At 56.1% G+C, this 814-nt stretch carries 1 pseudogene; it reads left to right on the top strand.

The window, feature by feature from the left end:
• Window positions 1–37 precede the first annotated feature (37 nt).
• A pseudogene (locus FEV51_RS13080) lies at window positions 38–754 on the top strand (IS6 family transposase).
• The last annotated feature ends 60 nt before the right edge of the window (window positions 755–814 follow it).

An 814-nucleotide genomic window follows, 5' to 3' on the forward strand; every position in this document is an offset into this window, starting at 1 on the left:
CGCTGGCAAATGATGGTCGCAGGGTAGGGCAAGCGACATGCCCAGATCTCGCAAACCTGCCAGCCCTTTCCGCTATTTCAACTCATCGCCCGACATCATCCGCCCGGTCGTATTGATCTATGTCCGGTTTCCGCTTTCGCTCCGCAACGTCGAAGATCTGCTGTTCGAACGCGGAATTGACATCTGCCACGAGACGGTCCGGCTGTGGTGGAACCGCTTTGGTCCGATGTTTGCGGCTGATATCCGGCGGCAGAGAGTAAGCCGGATGAAGCGTTTCCGACAGTGGCGGTGACACCTCGACGAGGTGTTCGTTAAGATCAACGGCGAACGACACTACCTGTGGCGTGCTGTCGATCATGAGGGCGAAATCCTGGAGAGTTACGTCACCAGGAAACGTGATAAATCAGCGGCCTTGGCGTTCCTGAAGAAGGCGCTGAAACGGCATGGCAAAGCAGAGACGATAGTCATCGATGGCTTGAAATCCTATCCAGCGGCGATGCGGGATCTGGGCAATCTGGACCGCCGGGAGATGGGGCGCTGGTTGAATAATCGAGCTGAGAAAAGCTACCTACCGTTCCGACGACGAGAGCCTGCAATGCTGCGATTTCGGCAAATGAAGTCGCTGCAGAAGTTCGCTTCGGTTCACGCCAACGTCCACAACCACTTCAACTCCCAGCGCCACCTCCTCGATAGACAGACTTACAAGACATCCCGCTCAGCCGCACTGGCTGAGTGGCAGAACCTCATGGGCTGAAACTTGGTAGGGCAGGAGAAACTCCGTCGAGCAGAGACAAGTTGCGATTAGACTGACAGC

It is taken from the genome of Qipengyuania marisflavi (assembly GCF_005884405.1).
In the GTDB taxonomy this organism is placed as follows: Bacteria; Pseudomonadota; Alphaproteobacteria; order Sphingomonadales; family Sphingomonadaceae; genus Qipengyuania; species Qipengyuania marisflavi.